Genomic DNA, 25,807 nt, shown 5'->3' on the forward strand with positions numbered 1-25,807 from the left:
TCATATATTACACTTTTTACTATTAAAAAAGCTGTTCAAGAATCTTGAACAGCTTTTTGTTATACACTTTTATAATCATTGCTTTCGTATAGGTCTATTAACTCGATATCCTTGTTTTTATCCTGGAAGTATCGATACGTAAAGTCATTTTCAAAAAGAACAACCAATCTGTCATGACGGTCACGAACGAGTAAACTTCTAGAGTCAAACAGTCTATGATCAACATCTTTGTTTCCAATCCATCTTGGAATTCGGTTACCAAGGGTGGTGAATTCTACAGAAACATTGTACTCAGCTTCTAGTCGATATTCAAAAACATCATATTGAAGTTGACCAACAGCACCTAAGATGAATTCATCGTTTGATTCTTGCTTGAATAGTTGAATCGCACCTTCTTGAACAAGCTGTTCAATCCCTTTTCTAAATTGCTTTGCCTTCATAACGTTCTTCACTCGAACCTTACGATACATTTCTGGCGGGAAAACTGGCAATTCTTGATAATGAATATTTTCTCTACCTGCTGTTAATGTATCTCCAATTTGATACACATTTGGATCATAGATACCAATGATATCACCCGGATATGCTTCATCAACTGTTTCACGACTAGCAGCCATGAACTGCTGTGTTTGATTTAGCTTTATTGACTTCCCAGTTCTTGTAATCGTTACAGCCATTCCACGTTCAAATTTACCAGAGCACACACGTAAAAACGCGATTCTATCACGGTGCTTGGTATTCATATTTGCCTGGATTTTAAAAATATACCCAGAAAAAGTTTCATCCTCAGGTGGAACAAGACCTTGGTCCGTTTTACGAGGCTTTGGAGCTGATGCAAAACGCAAAAATGTATTAAAGAACGTTTCAACACCAAAGTTTGCAAGTGCACTACCGAAGAATACTGGCGTCAGTTCTCCATTAATCACACGTTCCACATCAAAGTCATTACCTGCTTCATCAAGTAAAAGTAGTTCATCCTGTGTACTTTCGTAAACTGGGTTTTCTGTTATCTCAGGATACTTACCATTTTCAAGATCGTCCATAGATAAAATTTCTTCGTCTTCGTTTCCATTAAAATGTACAAATTCATTGTTGTAACGGTCGTAAATTCCTAAGAAACGTTTCCCCATTCCAACTGGCCAGTTCAATGGGTATGATTCAATACCCAACACCTCTTCGATTTCAGCTAATAAATCAAGTGGCTCTTTTCCTTCACGGTCAAGTTTATTAATAAATGTAAAAATCGGGATTCCTCTCATGCGACAAACTTTAAACAATTTAATCGTTTGTGGCTCGACACCCTTTGTTGAATCAATGATCATCACAACACTGTCTACCGCTGTTAATGTACGATACGTATCTTCACTGAAATCCTCATGTCCAGGTGTGTCTAAGATATTTACATAATAGTTGTCATATGGAAAACTCATTACACTTGATGTTACAGAGATTCCACGCTGTTTCTCAATCTCCATCCAGTCAGATGCAGCATATTTTCCAGTCTTTTTACCTTTAACCGTACCCGCTTCACGAATAACATTTCCAAACAATAATAACTTTTCCGTCATCGTTGTTTTACCTGCATCCGGATGCGAAATAATCGCGAATGTACGGCGCTTTTTCACTTCATCTATATAAGCCATAAATACTTCCTTTCTAAAACACGCACTTTATCCGGTAATAGATGGCCGACATCTTCTCAGCAAAAAGTGAGAGGAAACTGGCCATAGAATCGGATTAGTTTCACTTTATCGAAAAAACTATATCACAATTGGAAAAGAACTACAACGAGATTTGAATCCCATTTCTATTATATAAAAATAGATAAGATTTGTTATTTAAATCAAAAATATCCAAACCTGTGATTTGAATCACAGATAGTATAAGTAGTTCTCACTATAATAAAGGTATCAACAATATTTATATTAATAAGGAGTGACGTACCATGTTTATGGCGTATTTCATTACTTTTGGACTTATTGTAACTTGTATCGGGTTTGCAGTTGCTATTATGAACTCTATTAAGAAGATTGATAACGAATCAGTCTAGGCTCAAAATGAAAGTAAAAAACGGGAAAAAGCTGGTTAGCAGACCAGCCTTTCCCGTTTTTAGTCGTCATCAAATAAAGGTAACCTTCCATTCTATAGCAACCCGGCCGCCGTAGAGACTCAACTCCTTAGGCCCGTGGCTTTGCGTCATCGTCTTTCAACAATTTTGCCTTTTGTATAGTTTGGTTTAAGCTTTTTATCTATGATGAATCATTGAACTACGCTGTTCACACGATTCATGCGCTGATATTTTCGTTGTATACTAATGGGACTTCTATTCAACCTTTTTCCGATATCAGTGAAGGTTGTTCCTGTCGAAACCAATTCAATCATCGAGTGAATTTCAACAGTTGTCCACGCTCTGTAATTGACTCTCTTTTGTTTCGAACGCTCCCCCTCTACCCAAGCAGGCTCAGGAACGATGGTTTGCTTTTCAATTTTTGAGAAATCAACTTTTTCTTTATGATTCTTTGCCCAATCCCAAAAATCTTCAGGCTTGATAAAGTAAAACTTTCTTGTATTACGTGTTGCTTTTCTAGTGTACTTAAGACCATGGTTATCAATCCATAATTTTACAGACTTTGGATCAATTTTTAAAAGAGTAGCTAGCTCATGCATCGTAAGCTGCCCAGTAAAAGATTTAGTGTTTGATAGTCCCAAACGCTTAATCTTCAATTCTACAGCAGTCTCCGTACGATCCAGCTGATTAGAAATTGTTGAGATTTTCATTCTCCCAACGTTATCCTTCAAAAATTCTATCTCCTCAAATGTCCATGCTCGCTTCTTCAAATCAAATACCTCGTTTCATTCTTAAAATTACTAAGAATGAAAGGCCTTTGATGACATACCAACATAATATCATACTATAGTACCAAAAATACAGAAAAAACTATCACTTATCCACATTTTTCACACTACCCACAATGGTGTCAGGCACCCAAGAAATACATTTGTCCACCTCAGGCGGACATCCGGGCGGATTTCCGTTCTTTTTCTAGATTTGTATGTTGTGTGATTCTTATATTTCATGTGTTCCCAAGAAACTATTTTCTAATATGATGTTTTTTCTATGATCCTATCTTCTCACATCGGCGTAGAGATACATAATCAAGCCGATCATGGCAGCTCCCATTGATAGTATTCCATATAATTCAACCCGCTCTGGATCCAGGACAAATATATCTAAGTAAGAGATTGGTTCTCCACCATTTGAAAAAATATCAATATTAAGTAAGCCAATTGCGTTCAACGTGGCCAGAAGCATAATCGCCACACCTGATTGCTTTACGTATTGAGCTTCTTTATTTTTAAAAATCCCAATCACAATAAATAAAAGAATAATAGCTACCAAAAGAAATTTCATAATAACTCCCCCTTACACAAATATTCACTCACACCCAAATTTTAACATATCTTTTCAAACTCGACGTAAAAAACACCAAAAGGCCCAACCTATTACCTGGTTGGACCTACTTATATATAGCTAACTTTTTCCCTCAAACCGTTAAGAGCCAGATTCCGCTAGGGGGTACGGACCTTAGCAACTTGCCGGTCAGGACCTTATAAGTCCCTTTTTATCTATAGTTTTCTATCAATCTTATATTCTTCCGTTTTTTCGCTTAACCAAGTAGAGTACTCAGTTGAAATTTTTTGGTCGAAGAGTGTATCACGAATCGCTTCTTTATTGTCTTCAAACTTAGCTTCAACTGCTTCTTTCTTATTGGCTATTTTAATAATGTGATATCCATATTCAGTTTTAACAGGATCGCTTATTTCATCAATCTCCATAGCAAACGCAGCCTCTTCAAATTCAGCAACCATTTCTCCTTTACCAAAATAACCTAAATCTCCACCAGTCTCAGCATTAGATGTATCAGTTGAGTATTCCTTTGCTAATTCCGCAAAGTCCTCTCCTTCTGCAAGCTTTGCAGCTACTTCATTTGCTGTTTCTTCATCTTCTACTAATATATGACTTGCCTGAATTTGTTCGGATTGGGCAAACGTGTCTTTGTTTTCTTCGAAGTAAGTTTCAAGTTCTTTATCTGTAATTTCAATTCGAGGTTCAAGCAACTTCTTTGTCTGGATATAAATTTTTATATCCTCCTCAACATCGGCACGAGTTGCACCACTTGCCTCAATTGCACTTGTAAATGCTTCTTCGCCTCCGTACGAGTCTATTAACGCCTGCATTTCAGTGTCTACTTCTTCATCTGACACTGTTATCTTTTCTTTTTCAGCTTCTAATCCAATAATTTTATCTGTAATGAGCGATTCAAGTACTTCTGACCCATAAAATTTTTCCAAGGCTGTTTGCAACTCTGCTCTTTCAATGTCTATACCATTTACACTGGCTACAACATCTTTTTTAAATAAAGAAAAACTTAGGAGCACGATGACCACTAGGCAAAGTGCTCCAATCATCCAAACTATTCTTGACTTCATCTATTTATTAAATTCCTCTCCAGCGCAAAAGCGTTATTCGACTCCGAGATTATTACTTGTTAGTGTGAGTTTCACAGTTTGTTTTTGACCATCTCTATATAAAGTTAGTTCTACTTCATCACCAATTTTAGCCTTAGTATATAAGTACTTTCGTAAGTCAACTGAATTCGTAACCTCAGTATCATTAATTTGTACAATGACGTCTCTCATTTTCAAGCCAGCTTTTTCTGCAGAAGAGTTTTGTGCAACACTAGTTACGATAACTCCTCCTTTAACTTCTTCTGGTAAATCACTATAGTACATTCTTGGAATCTCTTCTAAGCTTGCTAATCCAATACCAATGTATGGACGTTCTACCTTACCAGTTTCAATTAAATTGTTTATGATTGGAACAAGGTCATTACTTGGAATCGCGAAGCCTAACCCTTCTACACCACTATTGGTAATCTTTAAGCTGTTAATTCCAATAACTTGTCCTTGTGTATTTAAAAGTGCTCCACCACTATTACCAGGATTAATCGCAGCGTCAGTTTGAATAACGTTTAACTCCCATTCACCTGCAGAAGTTGAGACCGAGATGCTGCGCTCAACGGCACTTACTATCCCTGATGTAACAGTTCGTGATAAATCGAGGCCCAGTGGATTTCCAATTGCTAGTACCTGGTCCCCTGGTCGAAGCTGTGACGAATCACCAAATGAAAGTACTCCCTCAACATGGCTTGCATCGATTTCTAACACAGCCAAGTCTGTTAACGGATCTGTTCCGATTAACTTAGCACCTGTTTTTTCACCGTTGTATAATGAAACTTCAACCTCATTCGCATTCTCAATTACGTGATTGTTTGTTACAACATAGGCTTTGTTTCCATCTTTTTGAAAAATAACACCAGACCCCGTACCGCTCTCAACATTTTGTGAACTACTACGACTGAATGGATTTTGTTGTGCTGTAAGACTGGTAATACCAACAATACCCTTTGAAGCTTGTTCAACCATGTCAGCAATAGAAGATGTTGAATCCTTTACCTGAGTTGGCTGAATTTGTACAGGCCCCGTTGCTTCGATCACTTCTTCCGATTGCTCCGTTTTATGCTCAGCTGAAAATAAACCTTGTAAACCATCAATTTGCGGAGCAACAGCAAGTGTTAATGCAGATCCTAGTACACCTGCCGAAAGCATAGAAAGAAAACTCTTCACCTTTGGATTTGTTTTCTTCTCCTTTGGTTTAGATGAACGAAACTCTTGTTCTTGGACAATAGCTGGTTGGATTGTTTCAGTAGTCTGAGTCTCAGTTCTTTCAACTTCTAGTATTTCTTGCTTTATTTCTTCCGTATTACTTGAATGGATAATCTCCTTATTTTCTTCATCTTCATAAGAATGATCTATGTTGTTAGATTGTTCATTTTCATTATTCATCTCATCAAGTCGTTTATCATGAGTGTCCATATGATTTCCTCCTCTTGTCTTCTTGTTATTATCATATCTAGAAAATATGAACAAATTATTAACAAACCTTGAAAAGACTTAGAAAAATAAGTAACAAATCATGTACAATTATGACTATTTTTCTATATACCACTTTTCCATTATTTTCACTCGTTTTTGGTTTATTTAAACGTTTAAAATGGGAAGCATTATAAACGGATTATTTATAATTGTTGTTACTATTTCCTTTTTACATTACTGAAGGAGCGACGTACAAAGTTTGGTGATTTTCGCTCCTGTCACTCGCTTTCCGCGGGCGGACCGTGAGCCTCCTCGTCGTTACACTCCTGCGGGGTCTCACTTGACTTGCACAGGATGTGCTGACGTCTACGTTCGCCACAGGACGTGGCGGTCGTTAGTAGACGTTCCTTTTAACTTTCCCGCAGGACTTTGATATGCTCCTTTGAATTCTCCCACGCACGAAGAAAATGCAAAGCATTTTCGAGGAGTCTCGTGCCATGCGCTCCAATCACCATTTTTAAATACTTATTCAACTTCATATTTCTTTACAGCTAACAAGCAACATAGTTTACGATAGCAAAAAAAGAGCCATACTAAATGGCCCCCACATTTTCTTACTGTATAAAATTGTATATAACTATATTGTTCTTTCTCCAGTCGCCAAGTAATGACCGTAATATGAAAAAGTAAATGGTTCGTTGCAAATTTGTTCTACCTTTTCATCCCACGAATACATTTCTCCTGGCTCCATAAACTTCTGTTTAATAATTGAAAATGCTTCGTTTTCTTCATACATGCCATCAATATCTAACGTATGAAGAAGCATGTCACGAATACCATCTGCATAGATGTAATCCTGTACATAAATCGGATGTGAAATAAACAACAGCTCTGTTGCTGGATGGTACCCAATATCTTCTCCTCCAAAAACGAACTGATATAAATCATCTGCTACCTTTTTATAATCACAGTTTGGATTTTTATAAAGTGCTTCTTCAACTAAGCTGTAATAATAATAAAGTCTCATTAGAACCAATTCAAACAATTGCTGTGAACCAACGATCTCATTTATTTCTTCGTCGGATAAGTTCCAGAAATCCTTTAACCACTTCTCTTGACTAGAGATAGTTGCCATCACTTCAGCCATTGCTTCGTGGGCGATAATGCTTTTAAATTCATCAAATTCGAAGTTTTGTTTAGAAGCTAAAGCATTAAAGAGCGCATGCCCAAATTCATGGAAAGCCGTAAAATATACAGTGTTTCCAGTACGTTCGTTAATTACAACACGGATATCATCTGGAGAAATAGCCATACAAGCTCCTCCAAATGGTAATTTTGCCACTTTCACATCGATTGGTAATGACTTGTAATCAAGTCCAAATTTCTTTGTTACACATGATAAAGCTTCTATTATTTTTGTTGAGGTAAACAGCTCCTGATTGATATTACTAAAATTGCTTCCGGCAAATAGCCAATCAGAGCTGTAAATCTCTTCCCACCCGAAGCGTTCTTTAATCCGATTCTCCCATAATTGCCACGTTTCCTCAGTGTCTAGCAGAATTTTATTACACTCATTTTTATAACTTTCAAAGTTAATCCCTCTTGATTCACAAGCAAATGCATGATAATCTCTGTAGCCAAATTCTTGTGCTACTTCATTTCTTGCGAGAATTAAATCCCGAAATGACTCGGATACTTCCACCCCATATTCAGCTACCGCTTGGTGGAGATTTCTTCTGAGATTCTTGTCTGGTAATTCCATTCGGCTAGAGTTAATCGTTGCAACCGTAAAGGATTGACCCTCTACATTAAATTCCCTCTGCATCAAGGTCGATTGAAGATTGTTTCTTACTTTTACTATTCTCGGGTCTGAATCTATTATCGTTGCTTCAATTTCGTGGACCATAAGATGTAATCTTTTTCTCCAAACAGAATCCGTTATTTCAAATTCCCACTTCTTCAAAGTTTGCAAAAGTTTTGGATTTGACAGTGTTGCATGAACTTCTGCCTCAAGGTTTCCGTATTCCTCGGACTGCTCATTATTCACATAAAGGTTATAGGTTAATTCCTTTGATTTCTGCAATACCTGTTCTAGTTTTCTAATTTCATCCTCATAAGCAGCTTTCCACTTACTTTCATCTATTTCTTCCGCCAAGCGATTTATATTGATTAACTCTTTTACCTCTGTCATTATAATCTCCTCCTTTTGTTATCGACACCTTTGTCGTTATTATAAACGACATTTATGTCGGTATCAATATAAAAAAAGAAAAAAATTACATTTTATACATATACAGCCTTGGCTTTTATAAAAAAAGCCCACTATCCTAAAATGATAGTAGACTCCCATTTATTCCGTTGGAAAACGTATTTCAAATTTTGTTCCTTTGTCTTTTTCGCTTGTGACTTCAATTGTTCCATTATGCAGTTGAACGAGTTGCTTCACAATTGATAATCCTAAACCAAATTGTCCAAATGGTGTTCCAGTTCGTGAGACATCTGCCTTATAAAAACGGTGCCAGATTTTTTCGATTTCGGCAGGTTCAATTCCCATACCCGTGTCTTCGATTTCAATTATCGTTTCTTTATAGCCTGCTTTCCCCCTAATCCAAATCGTTCCTTCCTGGGTAAATTGAATGCTGTTCTTCGTTATGTTAATTAAAATTTGAATTAGACGGTCATAGTCTGCGTTAATCATTAAGTTTTCAGGCACCTCAATTACAATCTGGTCGTTCTTTTCTTCAGCCTGGGGTTCCAGTTGGTCTTTAATAATTTCAAGTACTTCTATTAATTGGATATTTTCCTTTTGAAGTGTTACTTGGTTTGAGCGGATTTTTTCATAATCCAGATTTTCGTTAACGAGACGTATCAACCGTTTTGTTTCCTGACTAACTAATTGGATTCCCCGTTCTTTTTCTTCCTCTGGGATTAAGTCATTTTTTAAGCCTTCAATCACTCCAGATATTGTCGTCAGGGGTGTTCTCATTTCATGAGATACATCAGCCATAAACTTTCTTCTTCGGCTTTCAAGACTTTCAATTTCCTCCATTGAATAATTGAGCCTTTTAACCATCTGATTAAAATCACTTGAAAGCTCTCCGATTTCATCAAAACTTGACGTAGGCAAATCAACAGAGTAATCTCCCGCGGATACCATTGAAGTTGCTTCTCGCAGCCGTTTAATTCGATGAACATGTATTCTTGATAAAATCCAACTCATTAAGAGAGAAACACCTAAGGTGAATAACATTGTATAAAATAAATATTTATTAATTTCAGTAATCATTTCTCTTGTACCACTTATCGGTGCTGTTAAAAGCACACCCCCAATAAATCGGCCATCGATCAAATAAGGAACAACAACAAAGGTTACTTCTTGTTCAAAGCGTTCCACATCTCGTTTTACGGAAACGATTTCCCCACTACGTACTCGGTCCCATTCTAGCTTTTTAAATTCTACAGTTGGTACGAATCGACCGACAGGATTTATGCTGATCCCTTTTTCATTAAAAACGGAGAAAAGTATATTTTGCTCACTGAGCACGTTGGAATATTGATTTAGTAGTGGGTCCAGTCGGCTTGTACGACCTACATCGTCAAGGATGGCCTCCCCATACGATGTTAATTCCTCCACTTTATCTTGATAGACCAGGTTCTCCACATAATGAGCAAAAATAAAGTTTAATAGTAAAAAAGCAACAACAATAACACTTATGTGGCTAGTTAATTGTTGATACATATATTTGAATTTCATTTTTCATTTACCTTTCGTAATAAGGTTATGACTCTTGCTGCATGTCATTTCTCTTCAATTTCGACTGATTCATCAAATTTGTAACCGACACCCCATACTGTATGAAAAAATGGTTGCGTAACTGTCCCTAGTTTTTTACGAAGTCGTTTAATATGAACATCAACGGTACGTTCATCTCCATAAAATTGATATCCCCAAACACGTTCTAACAATTGTTCTCTTGAAAAGACTTGTTTCGGATGCTGAATAAAATAATACAGCAGGTCAAATTCCTTTGGAGTTAAGTTTGAGATGGGTGTTCCGTTTAGGAGTACTTCCCTTGTATCTCTGTTTATTTTAAAAAACTGAGTTTGAATCACGTTTTTCTCCACTTCATCTGTTGGTACCGCATTATATCGACGGGTGACCGCCTTAATTCGTGCCATCAATGCCAACGGGCTGAACGGCTTTGTTACATAATCATCGGCACCCATTTCAAGGCCTAGAACCTGATCAGATTCACTATCCTTTGCAGTAAGCATAATAATCGGAACCGTACTTTTTTCCTCGCGAATTTTTCTGCAGATCGTTACACCGTCCATACTTGGAAGCATCCAGTCTACAATAAGCAAGTCCCAATTTTCCGATTTGTAACGGTTATATCCCTGCAAGCCATCGTGTACGAATTCTCCCTGAATTCCTTCCTTAGAGAAAAACATCTCTATCATTGAACAAACACTTTTATTATCCTCTATAACTAATACCTTCATTTTTAACATCTCCTACTTTAACTTTTACGCCCTAAATAAAACCTCTTTAAACAAAGTTAAAACGAATTTCAAAAGATATCAACTTTTTTCTAAATTCTTCCCCAATTGTTACAGATTAAGAAATAGATTGGTCATAGTTTTTTCATATTTTCAAAATAAGCTTGTCACTATCAAGGTGGACATTAATCAATTTAATCAAAGGAGATATCAAAATGAATTTTATAAAACGTGCATTGTTAAGTGTTAGTGCTCGAAAAGGAAAGAGCCTACTGCAAATTGTTGTATTTTCTGTTATATGTGTTTTGGTTTTATCAGGGCTTTCGATTCAATCAGCAGCTGAAAAGTCTACCATATTAGCAAGACAACAGCTTGGTGGTCAGGTCACACTGCAGTTTGATATGGAAAAAGCAAGGGAACAACAGGAAGCAAATGGTGAGCGTACTCGATTCCAGGCTACTCCCATTCCAGTCGAATCTGCAACCGAACTACTTAGCTACTCTGAGGTAAAAGGATATAATTTTTACTCATCGGCAAACGCGTTAGCAAAAGATTTTGATTCTATTGAAAGTGATACAACTGAAGAAGCGGCACCAAGCCCAGCACCACCAGGGGGAGAAAGACAGGCTATGTTCGATGCTGATGTTAGTATTCAAGGGGTTACATTTACAGATTCGGTAACAGATTTTATGGAAGAAACCTCTACTCTTGTTGAGGGAAGACATTTAACAGAAAAAGATTTAGATACAAACGTTACAGTTATTGAGAAGTCGTTAGCTGAAGAAAATGAACTTTCTGTAGGAGATACCATTACTGTCACTTCTACTTCAGATGAAACGCTGTCTCACGAACTTGAAATTGTCGGTATATATGAAACAACAGCAACAGGGTCAGACCTTGGTATGAATCTTTCATTCATGAATCCATACAACAAACTCTATGTTCCCTATACAGTTGCTACTTCCTTAAAGGGAACTGATTATACAGAAACTGTTGATATTGCAACTTATTATGTTAATGACCCAGCAAATATCCAAGCTTTCGTTGATGAAGCAACTTCATCTAGTTCGATAGACTTCGATACTTATAAACTTGATGCAAATGACCAATTATATGAACAAATGGTTGGACCAATTGAAAATGTAGCTTCATTTTCCCAAAATGTTGTTTATTTAGTAACAATTGCGGGCGGAGTTATTCTTGGTCTTATTGTCATGATGTCGATAAGAGAACGAAAATATGAAATGGGTGTTCTTCTAGCAATTGGTGAAAAACGCTGGAAGCTAGTAGGACAATTTATAGCAGAGATTTTGATTGTGGCAGTACTTGCCCTTGGAATCGCTACTCTTAGTGGGAATGTAGTAGCAGGACAAATTGGTGACCAGCTGCTGCACCAAGAGCTTGCACAATCTGAGGAAACTGCTGCAAATCCAGCATCATTTGGACGTGGCATGGGAGGGAGAATGGGATTCGGTGCAGTTCAAGTCCAGCAGGCAGATCCAATTGATGAGTTAACGGTTGAAGTGACTTCTGAAGACCTGGGCATCCTTGGTTTAATTGGATTAGCGATTGCAGTTCTATCAACCTTGCTGCCGTCATTATCTGTATTACGACTTCAACCAAAAGCAATCTTAACAAGACAAGACTAAGGAGGAACCAATCATGAGTTCATTACTAGAATTTAAGAATGTTAGCTATTGGTATAAACATGAAAATAAACTTCAGAATATCCTAAAAAACGTTTCCGTAGAATTTGAGAAAGGACAGTTCTATACAATTGTAGGGCCATCCGGCTCAGGTAAAACAACTTTCCTAGCACTTGCATCAGCCCTTGATTTGCCAAAGGAAGGCAGCGTTTTGTATGAAGGAAAAGATATTAAAAAAATCGGCCTTTCAGCGTTCCGCAATAAATACGTTTCAATTGTCTTTCAATCTTACAATCTTTTGCCGTACATGACTGCGTTACAAAACGTATTAACTGCTATGGAAATTACCGGATCATCTATTAAAAATAAAAAGGAGTTTGCTCTTCAGAAGTTGGCAAAGGTCGGCATCGATGAAACTCATGCTCGCCAAAAGGTTCTCACCTTAAGTGGCGGACAGCAACAGCGTGTTTCCATTGCGCGCGCACTCTCTTGTCAGTCAGACTTGATTGTGGCTGACGAGCCAACGGGAAACCTTGATGAAGATACCGCAAAGGATATTGTACGCATCCTTAAAGATTTGGCAAATAAAGAGGGAAAATGTGTGATTGTTGTAACACATGATCCTAGTATAGCGGAGATTTCTGATACTACGATTAAATTTTCAAAAGGTCAGATTACAGTAAAAAGCTTGCGTGATAAAGTAGTTTTGGTTTAAACAGGAAACAAGCACCCGGGTGGGTGCTTGTTTTATTTTAGCATCCAGGAAAGCTGCATAAGTGCAACTACTGCTCTGCTGTCGCCTAAAGGCTCGGCAATCGCCGAGTTTTCTAATGAAAATTGCTAAAAACCGTAAATGTTATTTAAAAATCGTATTTCCTGATTAAAAACCGTAAATCTCAATTAAAAACCGTATTTCCCAATTAAAAATCGTAAATCAAAAATAAAAACCGTAAATACATTCTGCAAGACCAACAAAGCCCTTTTCATCCGCAAATCTTCACCAATTTACGTACTAGTAAACTATAAATCACTCAAAAGCGACTCAATTTCTCAAAAACTCTTGTTCCGTACCATATCCGTTAACATAAATGAGTGATATCCCATCCTCTTTAACTAAGAATATAGCTTTTTCATTAATAAACTCGGCTATATAAACGAGTCGTCCGTTCTCGGCATTCACAAGTTGAAAAGGTATCGTATATGGTACACCATACTTTTTAGGAGCCGTTACAAAGATTGAGGTAGCATCCTTTTGTTCAACACTTATTGTTACTCCATTATTCTTGTATTCTCCCACAACACTTTCAGTATCTGCAACAAGGTGCCCTTCGGGTATTATTTCTACCTCAATAGACTCTCCATTCACTATTTTAGCAATGTCTGCACTTATTTTTTCAACAGGCGTGATATTTACATTCGATAACATAATAATCGTGATTCTATCATCTAAAAATAATTGAAAGTCACTTACAAAACCATTAATATCCCCAGAATGGCTTGCTATTTTTTTAGGCTTGTCCGTTAAAAACCAGCCATACCCATACCCATCCATATTTTCCGTAAACATAAGGTCAAGTAGGTTCTTATTAAGAATGGTTTCATTCATTAATGCTAGGCCCCATTTATGTAAATCTTCTACCGATGAATATAAGCCGTATGCTCCTTGTGGAATGGACATATCAATAAATTCAGTATGAATGATTTCTTTATGAACTGTATGCCCAGCAGCCAACTGAGGGACAATGGTTCTTCCGTTGTCCACACCAGAATCTAGCATGTTAAGAGGTCTAAATATCTCTTCTGTTAGAAACTCAGAAAACGAGATTCCTGTTACTTTTTCAATGATTGCGGTTGCTACCAGATATCCGGAGTTGCTATATTCCATACGTTCACCAGGCGAAAACTCCAACGGCTTTTCTTGAAGTGTCTCTACTAATTTTTCAAGTGTTGTAGGTAGTCGCATATCACGTTCCCAGTAATCAGGTGAAGCCGCAATATCTTCAATACCTGATGTATGGGTTAATAAATGATGGATAGTAATTTTATTTCCCTCTTGAAAACTAGGAAAAAACAAATCAATTGTTTCCGTAAGGTTCAATTTACCTTGTTCCACTAGCTTTAAAATCCCTACGGCTGTAAATGCCTTTGAAAGTGAACCTATTCGAAATTTGGTTTTTGCGGTATTAGGAACCATATACTGAAAGCTTGCCATTCCGTAACCCTCTGAAAGCAGTATTTCTTTATCACAAGCAACTAGTATAGAACCATTAAAATGACCGCTCCCCCCTAGTTTCTCCATATACTTTTGAAGTAACTGTTTACTCATTTTTAATCCCCCTATGTATCAATGAGCTACAGAGGTAGCCCATCAGAAAAATTATACCTTCATCTCACCATGCTGGATGTCTGACTTTTCAATTTGAATGGTTGTGTGCTCTATCTTAAAGGTTTCTCTAATCGTATCGATTGCCTGTTGTAAGACGACCTGGCTATCAGCATCATCTTTAATTGTGATATGGCAGGTTAGTGAGTCTAAACCTGACGTAATCGTCCAAATATGCAAATCATGAACATCAATGACACCTTCAATTCCCTCGATGCTTGTTTTTACTTCATTTTGATTAATCGTGATTGGTGTTCCCTCCATTAAAATATGGACTGAATGTGTAAGAACTCCCCATGCACTTTTTAATATTAAGAGCGCCACAAGTACCGAGATAATTGGATCTGCAATATACCAATCAAACAGTAGCATGACTAAACCTGCGATAATTGCACCTACAGAACCAAGGGCATCACCAAGTACATGGAGATACGCACTTCGAAGGTTAACATTGTTTTTTACATCTCCCTTACTAATAAGCGACCACGCACTAAGTAGGTTTGCGAGTAAACCTACTCCAGCAATCATCATCATTGTGCCGCTTGCTACTGTAGGAGGCTCGAAAAACCGTTCATATGCTTCGTACACAATAAATCCTGCAATGACAAATAAAGTAATTGCATTAAATAAAGCTGCTAATATCTCAAAGCGATAAAATCCATAGGTCTTTGTGGGTGACGCAGGACGTGAGGCAAACCATATCGCAACTAAACTTAAAAACAATGAACTTGCATCACTTAACATATGACCAGAGTCAGACAATAAAGCCAAACTATTCGTAATCAGTCCCCCAAAGAACTCCAACAACATTATCCCTGCTGTGATACATAACGCGATTAGTAAACCCTTTTTATTTCCTTCTCTTGTTTCATCAAAATGGTGATGATGACCATGATGATCGTGGTCATGGCCGTGACCGTGATGATGGTGATGATGGTGGCCCATCTTATTCCCCTCCTATTCATGTTCAATATGATGGATGACTTGGCGAAGCAGTGTGATAACATGATCATCATCATATGTATAAAAGAAACTATTTCCTTCTCTGCGATATTTAACAAGACGTAAATTTCGCAACAGGCTAAGCTGGTGAGAAACGGCAGATTGTGACATTTCCAACACCTCTGCTATATGTGTTACAGAACATTCTTCCTCTGATAATAAGTATAAAATTTTAATTCTTGTAGGATCAGCTAACGCTTTAAAAATACGAGATGCTTCTTCAATCGTAGCTTCTGATAAAAATGAATGCTCTTTTTGTTCCAATGTTTATCCCTCTTTCACTATTTTTTGAACAATATATTCAGCATCATAACCAACGCCTTGTAGTAAAGCAGAACCTCTTCGGTACTGCCAAGGTAATCCAATAAAATACAACCCTTTTTTATCCGTTATTCCTCTTTTGTGGATTGGAAAACCTGTTTCATTAAAAATAGAGGGAATATCAAGCCAGCTATAATCTGATCTAAAACCAGTTGCCCAAATTACATTTGCAATTTTTAGTTCACTGCCATCTTGGAAGTGGACCTTATCATTTTCCGCATGTGTAGCTCTCGCTTTAATATTTACCTTCTTATTTTTAATTGCTCTTTTAAGCTCATATCCAAAGATAGGATCTGGACGTTTTTTTATAAAAGCTCCCAGCTTTGTATTCACATTTGTTTTTAATATACCTAAATTGTCAAACCACCAGAAAATGCTTTTCCCTGCGAAATCCTGCGGTAAGAAAGTTGGATTTTGGCTCACCGATAGAAAAACTTCTCTGTCCTTAGAAAGCTCTACTGCAATCTGAGCCCCTGAATTTCCTCCGCCAACAATTAGAGTTGGTCCATTCTTTAATTGCGAAGGTCTTTGATAAATTGATGAATGGAACTGAGATACTTTATTTGAAAGTCTATTAGCAAATGTAGGAATCAGCGGATTCTGAAATGGTCCTGTAGCAACTACAATGTTTTTACTTTCCAGTTCTCCCTTTGACGTCAGGAGCTTAAAGCCATTATTAAAATGCTTGGATACCGAAATTATTTCTGTATCTTGTTGAATCGGCAACTCTAAGGTATCTGCATACTGTTTTAGATATTCTGCAATCTCATCCTTTGTCGGATAAACCTGTTCATCTCCTATTAAAGGCAGTCCCGGCAGTGAGCTATACATTCTCGGTGTAAAAAGAGTTAGAGAATCATATCTATTTCTCCAAGATTCACCGATTTCTTTACCTTTATCTACTAGTAAAAAAGAAAGTTTCGCACTTTTTAAGAAGAATCCTAAAGCTAAACCTGCCTGACCAGCACCTATAACTATAACATCATACATAATAGACCCTCCAACAAAGTATATGAACATATGCTCATATACAATATATGTTAATTAGTAATTTTTGTCAATAACTCATAAAAAATTATTTTTTCACATACATTAATTTGAATATGGGTTTATAAAGGAGGAAGATGTCTTTGAATTCCATACTTTATCACCACTTATATGAAAGCTATAAAATCGTCCAGGAGCTGCTAAAAGGGTTTCCTGTAAATAACAACCCTCTAGAAATGATACTTTCCCCACTATTCTATGAACAACAGGTAAAACTTTGGGAAGCACTGTTACTCCTCCAGCAATCACCATTAAATACTAGCCAATTCCGTGAAATTATCTCTGTTCTTTATAGAAGTAATGAAGCCTTTGACCCCACTTATCGCGCATGGATACGGGCATCCAGATGGATGGATACAGCAGATTCAAGCCTACTTGAACAGAAAAAAGAATTAGCAAAGAAATTCAGGGAGCATCTAAGGAATGCGGTTCCTCCAATTCAGCAAATCTATGGCAACTTTGAGACAAGGTTCATCATTCCACCATTGTTTAGATCCGAGCCACAACCACTGTATTAGGGAGGAGGACCATATTATTGAAGAATAGTCGTGTTGACATGAATGTTTATTCACAGGGTGAAGTAGATAGATGGGTCTATAATACTTGTAATATTTGTTCTATCGGTTGTGGTTGTTATATTGCCGTAAAGGATAATAAAATAGTTGGGATTAAGGGCAATTCTAACCATGATATTAATCGGGGACGGTTAGACCCAAAGGGTGAAAATCAATGGTATGCAAACAACAGTCCAGACAGACTTTTACACCCTCTAATACGTAACCGGTCTGGTAGACTAGTAACTGCTTCCTGGGACGATGCAATGGGACTAATCGTTGAAAAAGCAAAAGAAACATTGCGGACATTGGGGCCAAATGGGATTGCCATCTATTCCACTGGACAATCTACTCTTGAAACCTATTACACCATCGCAAAAATTGGGAGAGCAGGGTTACGTTCTCATTTATTAGATGCCAATACACGTCTTTGTACAGCAACAGTTGAATGGTGCTTAATGGAGTCTTTTGGCTCAGATGGTGTACCTGCTTCATATGAAGATGTTGATATTGCTGATACAATCATCTTATTTGGTCACAATCCCGCAGAAACAGGAACCGTCTTTTTTGAACGTATCATGTCTCGAAAAAAGAGGACTGGAAAACCATATTTAATAGTCGTAGACCCTCGAAAAACACTTACCGCAAAAGAAGCAGATTTATTCTTACAACTAAAACCGGGAACAAACCTTGCCCTTTTAAATGGAATACTTAATATAATCATAAAATCAGGTAATATCGACCTATCATTTATTGATAAGCACACGATTGGGTATAAAAGTATGGCTGAGTCTATAGAAAATTGGACCCCTGAACTAACTGAAAATATAACTGGGGTGCCTGTTGAACTAATAAAGAAAGCTGCGCAAATAATAGGTAAAACAACGACGCTTGTTACTACAACTCTACAAGGTGCATTTCAAAGTGCTGATGCAACCAGTTCTTGTGTTGCAATTAATAACCTACACCTTATAAGAGGATTAATTGGTAAACCAGGTTGTGGTCCGTTACATATGGCTGGCCAACCAAGTTCATCAGCCAACCGGACAGTAGGCGGAGTAGGAACGTATCCTGGGCAACGTAATTCAAATAATCCTACACATATTAAAGAAATGGCTCAATTATGGAATGTCGATCCTTCCATGCTGGAAATCGGCCCTGAAAAAGGAATTGAAGAAATTGTTCATTTAATGGATATAGGGGAGATTGGACTGTTTTGGAATATCTTCACAAACCCAATGGTTTCCCTCCCCAATAGAAATGAGGCACGTAAAGCTTTTGAGAAAACATTTGTCGTAGTCCAAGATCCTTTTCTAACTGAGACAACGGAAGTTGCAGATGTGGTCCTTCCACCTGCAATGTGGGGAGAGATTGAAGGAACGTTAGAGAATGCGGACCGCACTATTAACTTAATGAGAAAAGCAGTAGATCCTCCTAATGGCGTTCGTTCTGACTTCGAAATTCTAATCGACTTTTCAAGAAGAATGGGATTCAAGGATAAGGAGGGCAATCCTCTTATTAGCTATGAGACACCGGAGGAATGCTTTGAGGAATGGAAAAAGGTTTCAAAAGGTAGACCAGCAGATATGACAGGAATTACGTATGAAAAACTTGAGAAATACAATGGCTTACGTTGGCCTGTGAACGCTGAGCACCCTTTAGGAACACCTCGTCTCTATAGTAATTTCTACTTCCATACTGATATTGACTATACACAAACATATGGGAAAGATATTTTTACAGGTCGACCACGAACAAAAGAAGAATATGAAAAACTGAATCCGAATGGTAGGGCCATCTTATATCCATTGTATTTTGTACCACCTGCAGAACAACCACGAAAAGAATATCCTTTCTGGCTTACAACTGGGAGGTTAGTCTGGCAATGGCATACTCGAACAAAGACAGGCAGATCTCCTTACCTACAAATGATTGCACCACAAGGATATATTGAGATAAGTATCGAGGATGCTGAAAAACTCTCACTACTACCAGGAGAAATTGTTCGTGTTGTTTCTCCTAGAGGATCCATACAGGTCCCAACCCGCATTGTTGATACGGTACAGCCAGGCTTAGTTTTTGTACCTTTCCATTATGGAAGCTGGGAAAACAACCAAGCAGCTAATGAATTAACAGTAGATTTTACAGACCCTTTATCAAGTCAACCCACCTTCAAACAATCATCGTGCCGAATTGAAAAAATCAGAAAAAAAATTACAATTTCTGAGAACTTTACTATGCAGGACATTGCTAAGGAGAATGGGTTTACGTTAGAAGAGTTAGCTAGAATCAATAAAATGATGCCCCCATTCCGTGCCGATATAGGTGATGAAATTGAAGTGCCACTTTCAAGGGTTAATGTTGTTATTCCACCCTATTTACCATATCGAGAATTAGAACCTCTCCCACATTTTAAACAGTCTAATTTAGAGGTAACAAGGATGGATGCAGAAGATTAGAAACTCGGCGATTGCCGAGCCTTTAGGCGACAGCAGAGCCGTAGTTGTACTTATGCAGATAGGAACGAATTTTATACTTTCCTTTCTGCTGAAAAAGAACCTACCTGAAATGGTACTGAACCCCAGAAGTTAGATTTTTAACTCTAACTTCTGGAGTGCAGTACAAAATCTGGTAGGTTCTTTTCTTTTATACTCTCTTTCTCTCCCACTCTTCTCTTAGTAACCCCATTCTAATTGAGTCATAGTAAACACCATTGTAGTAACGACATTTTCTCATTCTTCCTTCTAATGTCATCCCTAATTTTTCACCGACCTTCATCATCCGGTGATTACCAGACCAAGTTGTGTAACCAACTCGTTCAATGGTAGGGATTGATTCAAATAGATAATCAATCCACATATTTATTGTTTCTGTTCCGTAACCACCATTCCAATATTCAGGCAAGTAAATGACAATGCCCATTTCTAGCCAACGTGTTTCTTTATCTTCCCAGTAATAAACGACCGTGCCAATTATCTTATTATCTGCCTCAATGATTAATTGGTTACTTGGCTGTTGTGAATTATTCAGTTGTTTTAAGGATTTTTCAATAAATACATCTCTTTCCATTCTTTCATGAGGAAAATAAGGGGCATCCCATTTTTTCCACTCTGGATTTGGATCAGCATATCTTAATTCCCAAAGTGTTTCTAAGTCCTCTGTCTCAATACTACGTAAAATAACCTTTTTACCTGTTAATCGTACTAATTGTTGATTCATCTTTTCCCCCTGTATTGCTTTAAGTAGTTTATTAGGTACTCTCTATCTTAGGTTTGCAAAAGCCTATCCCTTACTTCGACTACTTACCTCAAATTGTTTGAACTTTATCATAGATAAGATTCCAAGGAGTGGACCTATTGCTAATATTGAAAATACCCAATCCCAGCCTATTAATTTTTGAACTAGTGGGATTAGATTAATAGATGCAATAGTTAATAGGAAACCTACACACATTTGAAACGTCAGGGCCGTTCCAACATATTCTACTTCAGCAAACTCAGACACGGCTGCTGAAAACTGAGCAGAATCTGATATCACAAATATTCCCCAAACAATAGCGAGCAGCAAAGTTAGCCATATTGATTCACCAAAAGTAAACCCTATTAAAATAGAACATAGTCCACTAATTACCATCGATAGGATTGTTAAATATGATCGACCTAGCTTGTCGGCTACTATTCCCCCTAAGACACAGCCAATACCACCTGCAATTCCAATTGAAAGAAATGAGGCGAGGGCACTAAAAGAGTGGGAAATATCAGGAGTGTTTTGACTAAAACTAGCTATCAAAAATACTGGTAACCAAGTCCACATCGCATATAATTCCCACATATGTCCGAAATATCCATAGTTTGCTAGCATGACTGGTTTATTTAAAAAGACCTTTTTAAGTAGTTTAATCGAAAACGGCTGTTTCTTAGCAGTAACCGGAGGGTCACCTACCAAACCATAGATAATACTCGACGATAATAAAGCTAATATTGAACTACTAATGATAACGACTTTCCAATTGACTGCTGAGAGGAATACTACGATAAAATGTGGAAGAGATGACCCTAATGTAAGTGCTGCAATTAAGATCCCAATTGCTAACCCCCTTTTTTGAGGAAACCATTGGGAAAGTATTTTTACAGCGGGTGGATAAACCCCAGCTAACATAATTCCAGTTAATATCCTTAGCAAAATACCCACAGTTGCTGTATCAGTAATTAGTAAAAGTCCATTTACTATTCCCCCGACAAGTGCGGACAGAGCAAAGATTTTTCTTGGATTAAAACGATCTGCGAATCCGAAATAAGAACTAACAAAGGCACCTATCACAAAACCCATAGGGACAGATGCACTTACCCATGCTTCATTACTGGAACTTAGATTCCAAAGTTCACGAAGCTCAGGTAATATAACCGATGCACTGAACCAAAGACTTAATGCAAATAACTCAGCAATCCCAATCCATAGTAACGCTCGCCACTTTCCACTTTTCAAAGTATCCCTCCGTATCACAGTCTAAACTCTCTTATCTCATATTTTAATACTAATCCACTAGGTTGTACCTTACTAAAATAATCTCAAGACTTTTTAAGAGTTTCTAGCAGGGGAATTAAATCTGGCGTAAATCCTTTTACAGCTTTTTCGCCAACAACTGTGACCGGCACCCCTAGAAAACCATATTTCTCAACTTCTTTTTTATATTTTTCGTTTTCCGCTATGTTTCTTGTTTCATATGGTATTTCCTGCTCTCCTAGCACACGCTTAACAAAGGTACACTCAATACAATCATTCGTTGTATACACAATAACTTTTGGTTCCATCTACATTCTCCTTGTTCATTATCATAACAATTTATTTTCTTTTATAGTAACATACCCAAACACAAACAATATTGCCGAATGCCTGCTTAACCTCTTTTAAAAAACGACATTTTCCATCATAGGTAAAAACCCATTTTACTTAGTACAAGTTGATAGGCAAGTGACTAAAGAATATGATGTTGTGAGTCTTAAAAGAGAAGGAGTGCATCACATGTATCCAAACCATATGTATTGGTATGCTAGCAATCCATATATCCAAGACGATTTTGTATACCAAGATGAGTATTATGATCCTTTTTTAGAAGAGAGACAAATGGGTCAATTTTTCCCGCCAATGGGTCCACCACCTAGCGCACCAGGCTTCCAACCGCCATTTTCACAACAACCAGGTCAAGGACCAGGTGCAGGTCCACCAACAGCACCACCACCGTCATTTGTTCCTGCACAGACGCAACAACAAGCGCAAGCATTTGCTGTAGATCCAGGTAGTATTAGAGGATGTTTATTTAGGTACACATATGTATGGCTTAGAAACAACCAACAATTTTGGTTCTACCCAACGTATGTTGGCCGAAGATCCGTTTCTGGCTACCGATGGAATGGCTTTAGATGGCTTTACTTTGGAATAAGCTTACGCCAAATCCGTTCGTTTACTTGTGTGTAATTGAGGAATTTGCGTTATTTCAAGGAATCAATTTAAAACTACCGAAGTAAACAAATAAATTCAATTGAAACACTATAGTACCAGGCGCTGCTCTTTATGTATGAATAAAAAGGTGCAGTGCTTTTTTTATGATTACCCTTATGCTGATAACTACTTTTCACTTTGATTCATATGTGTTATTTTATCATGCCCCAATACCGCATGGACTCCTTTAACCTCATTAACAATTTGTGTTACTCGTAGATCAACAACCACACTAGCTAATGCTGTTGCCTCGGCTTTTTCCAATCCATATTCATCTTGCAAAAGCTCTAACATCCCTTCTAGAGCGATAATCATTGCTTGGTTTAAATCCTCGTGAAATCCAAAAGTAATCCAACCATTCGGAGTATTTGCTCTTGGCATTTTTATATTCAAATCTTCCCTAAGTCGTATTAATAATTCCACTTTATCCATAGGACATTCAATTGCTTGTCCAGAAACTTCTCCGTCACCTTGTGCAGCATGTCCATCACCAATCGAGAATAATGCACCATCCACAGAAATTGGTAGATAGAGGGTACTCCCTTTTACGAGCTCCTTACAGTCAATGTTTCCTCCACAATATCTAGGTGGCATTGTGGAATGTATACCTTCTTCTTTAGGAGCAACACTCATGAAGCCCATAAATGGTGATAGAGTCACTTGAAAACAGTGATCCTGGTAATTACAAGTTCCAAGATTATTGTTATAATCTAACTCCCAATCAAATACTACTTCATTTGATTTTTCCAATCCAAGCTGTCGATTATGCCAATTACTATATCCTCCAGCACAAGTCCATCCATACCAACTCGGAATAATATCATTAACTTTCACTTCCAAAGTCATTCCCTGCTTTGCACCATGAATAGCTATTGGGCCAATAATTGGATGCCCCCATTCGGACTCTTTTTCTCTAGAGTTGAAACGAATGCGTCTTCCATTCTTTTCGGTAAAGCCCCAGCCAACGTCAATCGTATTTAGCTCAATGGAGTCTCCAGAATTAATAGTTAAAATTGGATTGTATTTATTACTTATAGAGGCATGAAGGGTCTCTTCATTCGCCTTAATTTTATATTTGTTCATTGGATTCATTTTTTATATCCCTTCATAGTTTCAGTATCTAGCAGAATTGCTATGATACTACTCTATTAAATTTATTTGATTCCTATATCAAAAAGATGCCTGCTTAATGAAAAGGTCTAAACCTTCCTTTAACTGCTTCTATTCCCCGCCACTTCTTAAGAGAATTGTCGTGATTTGTTAATTGAGTTGACACTTTTCACTTCCTCATATGGAATAAACTTTTAAAAATATATAATATGTTTCACCTTTTTATAAATGCGACAACATTTTCTTCGTATTTCCGAGGAAATACAACATCTTACATTTCATATATTGCGCAAATGGACTATTTTCGAGTAATACTGGCATTTAAGACAAATCCCGATAAATTTATGCTTGGGTTATTAGAATTGTCGAGAATAAACCCTAGCTGCTAGATTTTCCAATTCCACTCAAAGAAAACAATTGCTAAGTGAACAACAACTAAAATAACAATGCCTGGCACAAGTTCATACCACTCAAACCTCCCAGTAAAAACACCGACTATCAGAAGTGCAAGTAAAGAACCTACAATTGAGTATACTAGTTTTTTGAAATACATAATTTCCCCTTTCTTTTCAAAAATAAAACAATAGCGTTTCCACATTTTGCAGAAACGCTCCCTTTTATTTCCTCTCGATTAACCCAATACCTATACCAGTTGGATCAACTAGGTACGCTAAGTAAAACTCTTCAAACTCCATCTTTTCTCTGACGACCATAGCCCCAAGATGCTTCGCCTTTGCTACTGTTTCATCTAAAGAATCAACCTCAATTTGAATACGAGTACCATGCGGGTAATCACTCGGACCTTTACTTATTCCGCCATTAATCCCCTTCTCTTGTTCAGTGCTTTTCGCAGTAACTTCCCAATAATCCCATTGAGGTTCTGATACTTTCCATCCAAACACATCTGAATAAAACTTCACAGCTTTTTCTGGTTCTTGACTACTCATTTCAAAGCCTATAACTTTTCCCATTGATATGCTCCTATATTAAAAATCATTTTCTTATTTCCTTACCCAAATTGCCTTTGTATAAGCAATCTTCATGCCAAGCCGTTCCATATTCCGTTGACTGGTTGACCCAAACTTAGCTTGTCCCACCACTAACTGACAATTATCTACCATAGCCTGTTTGATACGTTCCTTGATTAAGGCACTTTGTACTCCTTTACCACGATGTTCTGGGCTTGTGGCAGCAGCTGCAAGGTTGGCAATCCCGTTTTTCTGATATAAAACTCCAATTCCTGCGGCCACATCATTTACACTGGCAAGATAAAATGTCCACCCTTCTTTGTTAAAAAGGATCGAGTTATTTTGAGCAACTCCCTCTTTTAAAAATGAAGGCATTTGAAAACCCCTCGTATATATATCTGCAAAGATATCAAATTCATCCTCTTTTATCTTACGTATTAAAACTCCTTCATAGGAGGGAATTTCAATCTTAGTGCCTGTTTGATAAAGCGTAGTGTGAAAATCACACTGATAAAATCCTAAATCATTCAAGTATGTGAGGATTTCTGATGAAACATGTGCCGGCGTTAGTTCAAAACGGATGGGAATTTTCTTTTCATTATAATAATCAATAATCTGCTCTATAAAATCGTTATCCTCATTATGCAATCCTTTAATTGTATTGAAAGAAGGACCTGGGATGTTTTTTACAGAAAATGCTGTTGCGTTACCGAACTGTTTAATATCGACACCCATTGGGTTTCCAGCTATCTCTTGTATGGCAGAAAGTCTTGACGATAAACAATCAATTTCTGCTTGCTCTACTATTTTTGCCAAGTCTACATCCATTACAGAATTCAT

24 protein-coding genes and 1 riboswitch are annotated in these 25,807 nt (G+C 37.4%); of the genes, 5 read left to right on the plus strand and 19 right to left on the minus strand.

Features of this window, described 5'->3' with window-relative positions:
* Positions 1 to 59 precede the first annotated feature (59 nt).
* The 8 genes from AB3M96_RS15090 to AB3M96_RS15125 all read right to left on the minus strand — a co-directional run bounded on the left by AB3M96_RS15090 (position 60) and on the right by AB3M96_RS15125 (position 10,440).
* Positions 60 to 1,643, minus strand: coding sequence for a peptide chain release factor 3 (locus AB3M96_RS15090; RefSeq protein WP_412968453.1), 1,584 nt, complete (start codon positions 1,641 to 1,643; stop codon positions 60 to 62).
* A gap of 500 nt (positions 1,644 to 2,143) precedes the next feature.
* Positions 2,144 to 2,230, minus strand: a riboswitch (cyclic di-GMP riboswitch).
* 29 nt (positions 2,231 to 2,259) lie between these two features.
* Positions 2,260 to 2,799 carry a DNA-binding protein gene (locus AB3M96_RS15095; RefSeq protein WP_412968454.1) on the minus strand — a complete coding sequence of 180 codons (540 nt, stop codon included), beginning with the start codon at positions 2,797 to 2,799 and terminating at the stop codon, positions 2,260 to 2,262.
* 325 nt (positions 2,800 to 3,124) lie between these two features.
* Positions 3,125 to 3,412 (minus strand): hypothetical protein, encoded by a 288-nt coding sequence (locus AB3M96_RS15100; RefSeq protein WP_412968455.1) that lies wholly within the window; start codon positions 3,410 to 3,412, stop codon positions 3,125 to 3,127.
* A gap of 215 nt (positions 3,413 to 3,627) precedes the next feature.
* On the minus strand, positions 3,628 to 4,491 hold the full coding sequence (locus AB3M96_RS15105) for a peptidylprolyl isomerase (protein WP_412968456.1): 864 nt from the start codon (positions 4,489 to 4,491) through the stop codon (positions 3,628 to 3,630).
* A 33-nt stretch (positions 4,492 to 4,524) separates the two neighbouring features.
* The gene (locus tag AB3M96_RS15110; RefSeq protein WP_412968457.1) at positions 4,525 to 5,937 is read right to left on the minus strand and encodes a S1C family serine protease; all 1,413 of its coding nucleotides are present in this window, start codon (positions 5,935 to 5,937) and stop codon (positions 4,525 to 4,527) included.
* A 637-nt stretch (positions 5,938 to 6,574) separates the two neighbouring features.
* A complete protein-coding gene (locus tag AB3M96_RS15115; protein ID WP_412968458.1) occupies positions 6,575 to 8,128 on the minus strand; it encodes a hypothetical protein in 1,554 nt (517 codons plus the stop codon).
* A gap of 159 nt (positions 8,129 to 8,287) precedes the next feature.
* Positions 8,288 to 9,691 (minus strand): ATP-binding protein, encoded by a 1,404-nt coding sequence (locus AB3M96_RS15120; protein ID WP_412968459.1) that lies wholly within the window; start codon positions 9,689 to 9,691, stop codon positions 8,288 to 8,290.
* A 44-nt stretch (positions 9,692 to 9,735) separates the two neighbouring features.
* Positions 9,736 to 10,440: a winged helix-turn-helix domain-containing protein gene (locus AB3M96_RS15125; RefSeq protein ID WP_412968460.1), complete on the minus strand. Its 705-nt coding sequence runs from the start codon at positions 10,438 to 10,440 to the stop codon at positions 9,736 to 9,738.
* A 212-nt stretch (positions 10,441 to 10,652) separates the two neighbouring features.
* Here AB3M96_RS15125 and AB3M96_RS15130 point away from each other — a divergent pair, with 212 nt between their 5' ends.
* Together AB3M96_RS15130 and AB3M96_RS15135 are read left to right on the plus strand one after the other, a co-directional pair.
* On the plus strand, positions 10,653 to 12,086 hold the full coding sequence (locus AB3M96_RS15130; RefSeq protein WP_412968461.1) for an ABC transporter permease: 1,434 nt from the start codon (positions 10,653 to 10,655) through the stop codon (positions 12,084 to 12,086).
* Positions 12,087 to 12,099: 13 nt separating this feature from the next.
* The gene (locus tag AB3M96_RS15135; RefSeq protein WP_412968462.1) at positions 12,100 to 12,798 is read left to right on the plus strand and encodes an ABC transporter ATP-binding protein; all 699 of its coding nucleotides are present in this window, start codon (positions 12,100 to 12,102) and stop codon (positions 12,796 to 12,798) included.
* Between the two features lie 327 nt (positions 12,799 to 13,125).
* Here AB3M96_RS15135 and AB3M96_RS15140 read toward each other — a convergent pair whose 3' ends face one another.
* The 4 genes from AB3M96_RS15140 to AB3M96_RS15155 are packed head-to-tail and all read right to left on the minus strand — an operon-like array spanning position 13,126 to position 16,779.
* The gene (locus tag AB3M96_RS15140; RefSeq protein WP_412968463.1) at positions 13,126 to 14,409 is read right to left on the minus strand and encodes a serine hydrolase domain-containing protein; all 1,284 of its coding nucleotides are present in this window, start codon (positions 14,407 to 14,409) and stop codon (positions 13,126 to 13,128) included.
* A 51-nt stretch (positions 14,410 to 14,460) separates the two neighbouring features.
* Positions 14,461 to 15,411, minus strand: a complete 951-nt coding sequence (locus AB3M96_RS15145; protein ID WP_412968464.1) for a cation diffusion facilitator family transporter — start codon at positions 15,409 to 15,411, stop codon at positions 14,461 to 14,463.
* A 12-nt stretch (positions 15,412 to 15,423) separates the two neighbouring features.
* Entirely contained in the window at positions 15,424 to 15,732 is a 309-nt protein-coding gene (locus AB3M96_RS15150; protein ID WP_412968465.1) for an ArsR/SmtB family transcription factor, read from the minus strand.
* 3 nt (positions 15,733 to 15,735) lie between these two features.
* Positions 15,736 to 16,779 (minus strand): flavin-containing monooxygenase, encoded by a 1,044-nt coding sequence (locus AB3M96_RS15155; protein ID WP_412968466.1) that lies wholly within the window; start codon positions 16,777 to 16,779, stop codon positions 15,736 to 15,738.
* A gap of 140 nt (positions 16,780 to 16,919) precedes the next feature.
* Here AB3M96_RS15155 and AB3M96_RS15160 point away from each other — a divergent pair, with 140 nt between their 5' ends.
* On the plus strand, positions 16,920 to 17,354 hold the full coding sequence (locus AB3M96_RS15160) for a hypothetical protein (RefSeq protein WP_412968467.1): 435 nt from the start codon (positions 16,920 to 16,922) through the stop codon (positions 17,352 to 17,354).
* A 17-nt stretch (positions 17,355 to 17,371) separates the two neighbouring features.
* Positions 17,372 to 19,849 carry a molybdopterin oxidoreductase family protein gene (locus AB3M96_RS15165; protein ID WP_412968468.1) on the plus strand — a complete coding sequence of 826 codons (2,478 nt, stop codon included), beginning with the start codon at positions 17,372 to 17,374 and terminating at the stop codon, positions 19,847 to 19,849.
* Positions 19,850 to 20,036: 187 nt separating this feature from the next.
* On the opposite strand, the gene AB3M96_RS15170 is transcribed toward AB3M96_RS15165, so the two are convergent.
* From AB3M96_RS15170 to AB3M96_RS15180, 3 genes are all read right to left on the minus strand, one after another.
* Positions 20,037 to 20,609 (minus strand): GNAT family N-acetyltransferase, encoded by a 573-nt coding sequence (locus tag AB3M96_RS15170; RefSeq protein ID WP_412968469.1) that lies wholly within the window; start codon positions 20,607 to 20,609, stop codon positions 20,037 to 20,039.
* Positions 20,610 to 20,672: 63 nt separating this feature from the next.
* Positions 20,673 to 21,875, minus strand: a complete 1,203-nt coding sequence (locus AB3M96_RS15175) for an MFS transporter (protein ID WP_412968470.1) — start codon at positions 21,873 to 21,875, stop codon at positions 20,673 to 20,675.
* Positions 21,876 to 21,958: 83 nt separating this feature from the next.
* Entirely contained in the window at positions 21,959 to 22,201 is a 243-nt protein-coding gene (locus AB3M96_RS15180) for a glutaredoxin family protein (protein WP_412968471.1), read from the minus strand.
* Between the two features lie 211 nt (positions 22,202 to 22,412).
* Here AB3M96_RS15180 and AB3M96_RS15185 point away from each other — a divergent pair, with 211 nt between their 5' ends.
* Positions 22,413 to 22,865 (plus strand): hypothetical protein, encoded by a 453-nt coding sequence (locus tag AB3M96_RS15185; RefSeq protein WP_412968472.1) that lies wholly within the window; start codon positions 22,413 to 22,415, stop codon positions 22,863 to 22,865.
* A gap of 150 nt (positions 22,866 to 23,015) precedes the next feature.
* On the opposite strand, the gene AB3M96_RS15190 is transcribed toward AB3M96_RS15185, so the two are convergent.
* From AB3M96_RS15190 to AB3M96_RS15205, 4 genes are all read right to left on the minus strand, one after another.
* Complete coding sequence (locus tag AB3M96_RS15190) at positions 23,016 to 23,972, minus strand: acetamidase/formamidase family protein (protein ID WP_412968473.1); 957 nt, start codon at positions 23,970 to 23,972, stop codon at positions 23,016 to 23,018.
* A gap of 412 nt (positions 23,973 to 24,384) precedes the next feature.
* Positions 24,385 to 24,597, minus strand: coding sequence for a hypothetical protein (locus tag AB3M96_RS15195; protein WP_412968474.1), 213 nt, complete (start codon positions 24,595 to 24,597; stop codon positions 24,385 to 24,387).
* A gap of 19 nt (positions 24,598 to 24,616) precedes the next feature.
* On the minus strand, positions 24,617 to 24,970 hold the full coding sequence (locus AB3M96_RS15200; protein WP_412968475.1) for a VOC family protein: 354 nt from the start codon (positions 24,968 to 24,970) through the stop codon (positions 24,617 to 24,619).
* 30 nt (positions 24,971 to 25,000) lie between these two features.
* A complete protein-coding gene (locus AB3M96_RS15205; protein WP_412968476.1) occupies positions 25,001 to 25,807 on the minus strand; it encodes a GNAT family N-acetyltransferase in 807 nt (268 codons plus the stop codon).

It is taken from the genome of Ferdinandcohnia jepli (genome assembly GCF_047246645.1).
In the GTDB taxonomy this organism is placed as follows: domain Bacteria; phylum Bacillota; class Bacilli; order Bacillales; family Bacillaceae_L; genus Ferdinandcohnia.

Coding starts and splice junctions, on each gene's coding strand:
- AB3M96_RS15090 (WP_412968453.1), bottom strand. CDS start 1,643: ATGGCTTATATAGATGAAGTGAAAAAGCGCCGTACATTCGCGATTATT.
- AB3M96_RS15100 (WP_412968455.1), bottom strand. CDS start 3,412: ATGAAATTTCTTTTGGTAGCTATTATTCTTTTATTTATTGTGATTGGG.
- AB3M96_RS15105 (WP_412968456.1), bottom strand. CDS start 4,491: ATGAAGTCAAGAATAGTTTGGATGATTGGAGCACTTTGCCTAGTGGTC.
- AB3M96_RS15110 (WP_412968457.1), bottom strand. CDS start 5,937: ATGGACACTCATGATAAACGACTTGATGAGATGAATAATGAAAATGAA.
- AB3M96_RS15115 (WP_412968458.1), bottom strand. CDS start 8,128: ATGACAGAGGTAAAAGAGTTAATCAATATAAATCGCTTGGCGGAAGAA.
- AB3M96_RS15120 (WP_412968459.1), bottom strand. CDS start 9,691: ATGAAATTCAAATATATGTATCAACAATTAACTAGCCACATAAGTGTT.
- AB3M96_RS15125 (WP_412968460.1), bottom strand. CDS start 10,440: ATGAAGGTATTAGTTATAGAGGATAATAAAAGTGTTTGTTCAATGATA.
- AB3M96_RS15130 (WP_412968461.1), top strand. CDS start 10,653: ATGAATTTTATAAAACGTGCATTGTTAAGTGTTAGTGCTCGAAAAGGA.
- AB3M96_RS15135 (WP_412968462.1), top strand. CDS start 12,100: ATGAGTTCATTACTAGAATTTAAGAATGTTAGCTATTGGTATAAACAT.
- AB3M96_RS15140 (WP_412968463.1), bottom strand. CDS start 14,409: ATGAGTAAACAGTTACTTCAAAAGTATATGGAGAAACTAGGGGGGAGC.
- AB3M96_RS15145 (WP_412968464.1), bottom strand. CDS start 15,411: ATGGGCCACCATCATCACCATCATCACGGTCACGGCCATGACCACGAT.
- AB3M96_RS15155 (WP_412968466.1), bottom strand. CDS start 16,779: ATGTATGATGTTATAGTTATAGGTGCTGGTCAGGCAGGTTTAGCTTTA.
- AB3M96_RS15170 (WP_412968469.1), bottom strand. CDS start 20,609: ATGAATCAACAATTAGTACGATTAACAGGTAAAAAGGTTATTTTACGT.
- AB3M96_RS15180 (WP_412968471.1), bottom strand. CDS start 22,201: ATGGAACCAAAAGTTATTGTGTATACAACGAATGATTGTATTGAGTGT.
- AB3M96_RS15185 (WP_412968472.1), top strand. CDS start 22,413: ATGTATCCAAACCATATGTATTGGTATGCTAGCAATCCATATATCCAA.
- AB3M96_RS15190 (WP_412968473.1), bottom strand. CDS start 23,972: ATGAACAAATATAAAATTAAGGCGAATGAAGAGACCCTTCATGCCTCT.
- AB3M96_RS15195 (WP_412968474.1), bottom strand. CDS start 24,597: ATGTGGAAACGCTATTGTTTTATTTTTGAAAAGAAAGGGGAAATTATG.
- AB3M96_RS15200 (WP_412968475.1), bottom strand. CDS start 24,970: ATGGGAAAAGTTATAGGCTTTGAAATGAGTAGTCAAGAACCAGAAAAA.
- AB3M96_RS15205 (WP_412968476.1), bottom strand. CDS start 25,807: ATGAATTCTGTAATGGATGTAGACTTGGCAAAAATAGTAGAGCAAGCA.